Annotated in this window: 5 protein-coding genes and 1 pseudogene; 2 read left to right on the top strand and 4 right to left on the bottom strand. The window is 61.6% G+C overall.

Going from position 1 to position 5,565, the window contains the following annotated elements:
- Positions 1-117 precede the first annotated feature (117 nt).
- Positions 118-2,106: pseudogene (gene mfd / locus Mhypo_RS17160) on the top strand (transcription-repair coupling factor); the annotation flags it as partial.
- 26 nt (positions 2,107-2,132) lie between these two features.
- Positions 2,133-2,525, top strand: a complete 393-nt coding sequence (gene mntA, locus Mhypo_RS17155) for a type VII toxin-antitoxin system MntA family adenylyltransferase antitoxin (RefSeq protein WP_119342455.1) — start codon at positions 2,133-2,135, stop codon at positions 2,523-2,525.
- A 26-nt stretch (positions 2,526-2,551) separates the two neighbouring features.
- Here the strand turns inward: mntA and hemW are convergent, their stop codons facing one another.
- Genes hemW through Mhypo_RS17135 form a run of 4 tightly spaced genes read right to left on the bottom strand, consistent with a single transcriptional unit; the run spans position 2,552 to position 5,270 of the window.
- A complete protein-coding gene (hemW, locus tag Mhypo_RS17150) occupies positions 2,552-3,661 on the bottom strand; it encodes a radical SAM family heme chaperone HemW (RefSeq protein ID WP_119342454.1) in 1,110 nt (369 codons plus the stop codon).
- Positions 3,658-4,041, bottom strand: a complete 384-nt coding sequence (locus Mhypo_RS17145; RefSeq protein ID WP_119342453.1) for a HEPN domain-containing protein — start codon at positions 4,039-4,041, stop codon at positions 3,658-3,660. The genes hemW and Mhypo_RS17145 overlap by 4 nt, the downstream gene beginning before the upstream one ends.
- The gene (locus Mhypo_RS17140; protein ID WP_119342452.1) at positions 4,031-4,342 is read right to left on the bottom strand and encodes a nucleotidyltransferase domain-containing protein; all 312 of its coding nucleotides are present in this window, start codon (positions 4,340-4,342) and stop codon (positions 4,031-4,033) included. The genes Mhypo_RS17145 and Mhypo_RS17140 overlap by 11 nt, the downstream gene beginning before the upstream one ends.
- Before the next feature lie 4 nt (positions 4,343-4,346).
- Positions 4,347-5,270 carry an alpha/beta hydrolase family protein gene (locus Mhypo_RS17135; protein WP_119342451.1) on the bottom strand — a complete coding sequence of 308 codons (924 nt, stop codon included), beginning with the start codon at positions 5,268-5,270 and terminating at the stop codon, positions 4,347-4,349.
- Positions 5,271-5,565: the final 295 nt, after the last annotated feature.

Genomic DNA, 5,565 nt, shown 5'->3' with positions numbered 1-5,565 from the left:
CTGCACAGTATTCAAAGCCTGGCTTAAGGGCCAGCGCTTTACCTCGATGAGACCGTCGCGGAGAATTTGGTTAGCCCGCTCCTGCACCACCTTTGTCACGCTGGTGTCGGCGGGGCCGCCGCTGGGGCGCTCTCGGTGGGCGACTACCTGATTCACCCTGAGCACGGCATCGGGCAGTACCTGGGCCTGGAAACCCGCGAGGTGCTGGGAGCCAAGCGCGACTACCTGGTCTTGCAGTATGCAGGCGAGGGAAAGATGTACCTTCCGGTAGAGCAGCTACCCCTCCTCAAGCGTCACCCCGGCACCACCGATGACCCCCCAGCCCTATCCTCGCTGGGCAAGAGCGAGTGGAAGCGCACCCGGGAAAAGGCCCAGCGCGACGCCGAGGAGCTGGCCCAGCGGATGCTGGTAATGCATGCCAAGCGCGAGGCCACGCCGGGCCGGGCTTTTGGCCCGCTGCCCGAGTGGGATTCCCTGGTGGAGCAGAACTTTCCCTTCGAGCTGACCCCGGACCAGCACAAGGCCCTGGAGGAAACCCTGCGCGACCTCGAGGCCCCCCGGCCCATGGAGCGCCTGATCTCGGGCGATGTGGGCTTCGGCAAGACCGAGGTGGCCCTGCGGGCGGCCCACCGGGTGGTGGGACATGGGGCCCAGGTAGCGGTGCTGGTGCCCACCACGCTCCTGGCCGAGCAGCACACCCAGACCTTCCGTAAGCGCCTCGAGGGCCTGCCGGTACGGGTGGCGGGCCTCTCGCGCTTCACCTCCGAGAAGGAAGCGAGCGAAATCCTGCGTGGGCTGGCCTCGGGCAGCGTGGACATCGTCATCGGCACCCACCGCCTCTTGTCCCCCGACGTGCGCTTCAAAGACCTGGGCCTTCTGGTGGTGGACGAGGAGCACCGCTTTGGGGTGGCCCAGAAGGAGCGCATCCGCGAACTCAAGGAGGCCGTGGATACGCTGTTTTTGTCGGCCACGCCCATCCCCCGCACGCTCTACAGCGCCCTGGTGGGCCTGCGCGACCTCAGCAGCATCCAGACCGCCCCGCCGGGCCGCAAGCCCATCCAGACCGTGCTGGCCCCCTACGACCCCGCGCTGGTGCGACAGGGGATTATGGACGAGCTCGAGCGCGGCGGCAAAGCCTTTTACGTGCACGACCGGGTGGCCACCATCCTGGCGCGGCGCCAGTACCTGGAAGCCCTGGTGCCCGAGGCCCGCATCGGGGTCGTTCACGGCCAGATGCACGAGGCCGAGGTAGAGGAGACCATGCTGGCCTTTGCCGAGGGGGCTTTTGACGTGCTCCTGGCTACCACCATCATCGAGAGCGGGCTGGACATCCCCGAGGCCAACACCATCCTGGTCGAGCGGGCCGACAAGCTGGGCCTGGCGGCCCTCTACCAGCTCCGTGGGCGGGTGGGCAGGCGGCAGGAAGAGGCCTATGCCTACCTGTTTCACCCTTTGCGCCTGACCGAAGGGGCCGAGCGCCGCCTGGCTGCCATCGCCGACCTTTCCGACCTGGGTTCGGGGCACCTTTTAGCCGAGAAAGACATGGAAATTCGTGGGGTGGGCAATCTGTTGGGGCCCGAGCAGCACGGGCATATCCGCGCGGTGAGCCTGGAAATCTACACCGAGCTTTTGTCGGAGGCCATCCGCAAGCTCAAGGGGGAAAAGGTGGAGCCGGAGCACCACGTCACCCTCGACCTCCAGCTTTCGGCCCGCCTCACCCTCGAGTACATCCCCAGCCCCGAAGCCCGCAGCCGCTTCTATGGCCGCCTGGCCGAGACCCGCAACCTGGCCCAGCTTTCCCGCATTGCCAGAGAAATCAAGGAACGCTACGGCCCCGCACCCGAGGAGGTGGAAAACTTCCTGGCCCTCAGCAAACTTCGCCTGGTAGCACAGTCCAAGGGGGTGGTCTCCATCACCGAGGATATGCTTCACCTGCAGATTGCTTTCGAGACCGCCCGCCTCGACTACGACGCCAAAGCCCTGCGGGCCCTACCCTTCCGGGTCGAGCCCACCCAGTACCCGCCGGGGTTTCGTATTCCCAAAAAAGGCTTAGACCCCAAGCAGCTGGTAGAGACCCTCAACGAGTTGCTATATCTAGTGGACTGATTAAGTGCTTATGCTACCCTGATCGCATGGAAACCCAGTCGATCGAAAGCATTGAAGGGGTATTTGCCGGGTATCCGCAGGTGCAAGCCGCGTTCTTGTTCGGCTCCCGCGCTTTTGGGGAGGCTCGCCCGGATAGCGATTGGGACCTGGCGGTGTACCTCGAGCCCCCAGAACCCGATCCCACGCTGGAGATCCTTACCGACTTGGTGAAAGCCGGTTCTGAGCGCACCGACTTGGTGGTTTTGAACCAGGCCCCGCCAGTGCTGGCCTTCGAGGTAGTGCGGGCCAACAAGGTGATTTACCGGCGGGAGGGGTTTTGCGTGGGCAGCTATGTTTCGCGGGTGGTGCGGGAATACTGGGACTTAGAGCCCCTCTTGCGCATCCAGCGGGAAGCTATGAAAAGGCGGTGGCTGGGCTGAGGTATCCGCGGGTCTTAGGGGGGGATTTATTTAGCCTCCAAAGCTTCCCATAGCCGCAAGATGATTCGGTGAAGAATGGCTACCCCAGCTCGAGCTACTCCTATTCTCTTACCTCGAGCCCATAAAAGTTCTTGCCCCTCGAGTTCGCGCACTGCCGGCTCGAGCTTTTCCCAGACCTCCAAACTCGTCTGCCGCTCGAGCTCTCCTACTTCCACCCCCTCGGCCAGCCGCAGGCCCAACATCAGGGCTTCTTTGATGTGCTCGAGGGGGCTTATTTCTTCAATTGCAGGCGCTTCGCCTGCCAGCCAGCGCGGAAGCGGTGGGTTGGTGGTGCGGATGGCGTACAGGTGATTTTCCGATTTTGCAGGCAGGTGCGCCGCAGCCCCAGGCCCCAGCGCTCCCCAGAAGCCCAGTTGCCAATACGCCTTGTTGTGCTGGCTTTCCTGAAGGGGTAGGGCAAAGTTGGAAACCTCGTAGCGCACAAACCCGGCTTCGCCCAGAATCTCCTCGGCCCGTTCGAATGCGCGGGCTTCCTGCTCCTCGTCGGTTTGCAGGTTGGCCAGCGCAAAGGGCGTGCCAGGCTCTATTTGCAGTGTGTAGGCCGAAATATGCCCCACGCCCAGGGCGCGGGCTTCGCGCAGGTCGGCCTCAAAGTCCTGTCCGGGTAGGCCCAGAATCAGATCCAGCGAGGTGCGGAAACCGGCTTCCAGGCTCATCTCCACCGCCTTCAGGGCGCCTTTGCGTCCGTGGGCGCGGCCCAGGGTTCGCAAAACTTCGTCCTGGAAGCTCTGTACCCCCAGCGAGAGCCGATTCACCCCCAGGCCCCGCAGCAGTTGCAGCCGCTCGGGGTTTAGCGTACCGGGGTTGGCCTCGAGGGTGACCTCGGCCCCACGAATGTCCCAGGGCAGGGCGGCAAATAGGGCCTGTAGCTCGCCGCTCCGCAGGAAGCTGGGGGTGCCGCCGCCAAAGTAAAGGGTTTTCAGGGGCTCCGGGTACTGCGCATATAGGGCTTTGGCCTCCTGGGTCAGGCGCTTTAGGTAGGCCGCTACCACCCCCCCGTGCCGCCTGAGCACGTGAAAATCGCAGTAGGGGCAAAGGGTGGGGCAGAAGGGAACGTGCACGTAAATGTGTTTCAAAGGTGTGCCTCGACCCACTCCACAATACCGCGAGCAACCTCTATAGCATCCAGATAATCGTCGTAAGTGATGGGCGGGTTGGCTCCCGGATAACGAAGCGCTGTAGCAAAAGGTGTCAGCTCAACTGCCCGCAATACCTCAGAGGGCAAAAACTCACCCTGCTGTTGCAGCAAATCAAGTAAGAGACCCAGGTTATGCGTTTTAGGGAAGGCGATGCCACGGGAAATACAAAGTGCTTTCAGAGCTTTCTCTGCCGCCTGTTGCGCATTGTATCCAAGATCCTCCAGGAAGATATCTGCACTGGGCTTTACCTGAGCCAGTGCGAGATTGCTTTTTGCACGGGCCAGCCAGGTTTGTGGATGGCTCGGTTCATGCGGCATACAGCACTTGCCCCTCATGCAAGGCAGCCGGGAAAATAGTCATCCAGGCGTTCTGATAGTTCTTAAGATCCTCCGGACTGGCCAGTACAACTTCAATGTCCAAACCAAGTCCAAGAAGCGCTTTGTGAAGCTTTTTGTATGTGGCCAAGGTTTTATCCTCCGCCGGCACAACCACCAACAAGTCGTAGTCGCTGTCTGAGTGAGCATTACCGCGGGCTCTCGAGCCAAAAAGAATAATTCGCTCAGCAGGAACTGTTGCTGTGATGCGGACGATGGCTGGCTGCAGTTCAGGGTAGTTCACGTTCTCAATATAGCGCCTTTCGAAAAAAAGACCCTGCTCGTTCCATTAGGAGGGTGAAGTCCGAATTGCGAAAAGTGTGACCTGCACCGGGATAGGTAAAACACTGGTGAGAAACGTTGTTTTTCCGTAAGGCTGCACAAATTTCACCGGCCCAGGCGTAAGGGGTCTGGGTATCGGCGGTGCCGTGGTGCACCTGCACCTGGGCCCGGATACGGGCGTAAAAATTGATGGGGGAGATTTGCGCCAGGGTTTCGGGCGGCGTGTTGAGCTCGTCGCAGCCGCGCTGACGGTTGGTGAAAACAAAGCAAATCTGCCGCGCATTCTTCAGGTCGTCGCCGTGCATGGTGCCGTAGAGCAACACCGCCCGAATTTGCGGGTCGAGCACCGCTACCCGCTGAGCAATCCCGCCGCCCATGCTGTGCCCCATCAGCCCCACGCTGGGCAAGGCTTTTTCCAGCGCGCCCCGCCCGGCCTGGGCCCGCACAATGGCGGCCAGGTCGAGTATTTCCCGCGCGTAGAGTACCCTCGAGGCCCCTTGCTCGGGGCTCCCCTGCGACAGCCCATGCCCGCGCAGGTTGGGGTGAAGGGTGACGAAGCCGGCCCTGGCCAGGCTGTCGGCGTAGCGGGTGGTGTAGGCCAGGGTGCGGTAGGTGGCAGGGTTCACATACCCGTGAATCACAATCACCACCGGAAAGCGCCCCGCCGTGTTGGGTACGTTCATAAAGCCGTACATGGTCAGGCCGTCTGAGGGGTAGCGCACCAGATAGCGGGTAAAGCTGGGGTTGCGCTCTAACACCCGCTCGGCTACCAGCGTCCCGCCGCCGTAGCGAAGGCGGGTGAGTTCGGCAATGGTTTTGGGGTTTTGGCCCAAAGCCAGGGAGGCCACCAGCAGCAAGGTATGAGCGAGGAGCAAGTGCAGTAAGCGCATGGGTCAACAATACGGTAGGCGGATGAGTTGTGGGTTGCCTAAACAAGAGATTGACCCGCCCCTGAAAAGGTCGTCATAAAGAAGAACCGTGCCGAGAGCCCTTGCAAAGGACCCGGTCAGCACGGTACTTCTGTACGATGTCTGAAGCCGTACAATGTAGTTTATCGCGTTTGCAACGATGGGAACAAGGCTATGTGTTGGGCTTGCTGCAATCAGCCCATAAAACCCCCAGCGCGATAGCAGCCAGTGGAACGATAGGGTATAGCCCCAGCTATAGCTGTCGCCTGCTACGACA

The sequence above is a fragment of the Meiothermus hypogaeus genome (assembly GCF_003574035.1).
Lineage (GTDB): Bacteria > Deinococcota > Deinococci > Deinococcales > Thermaceae > Meiothermus > Meiothermus hypogaeus.
Note: the sequence above shows the minus strand (reverse complement) of the source record. Positions and strands in the feature narration are given on the sequence as shown.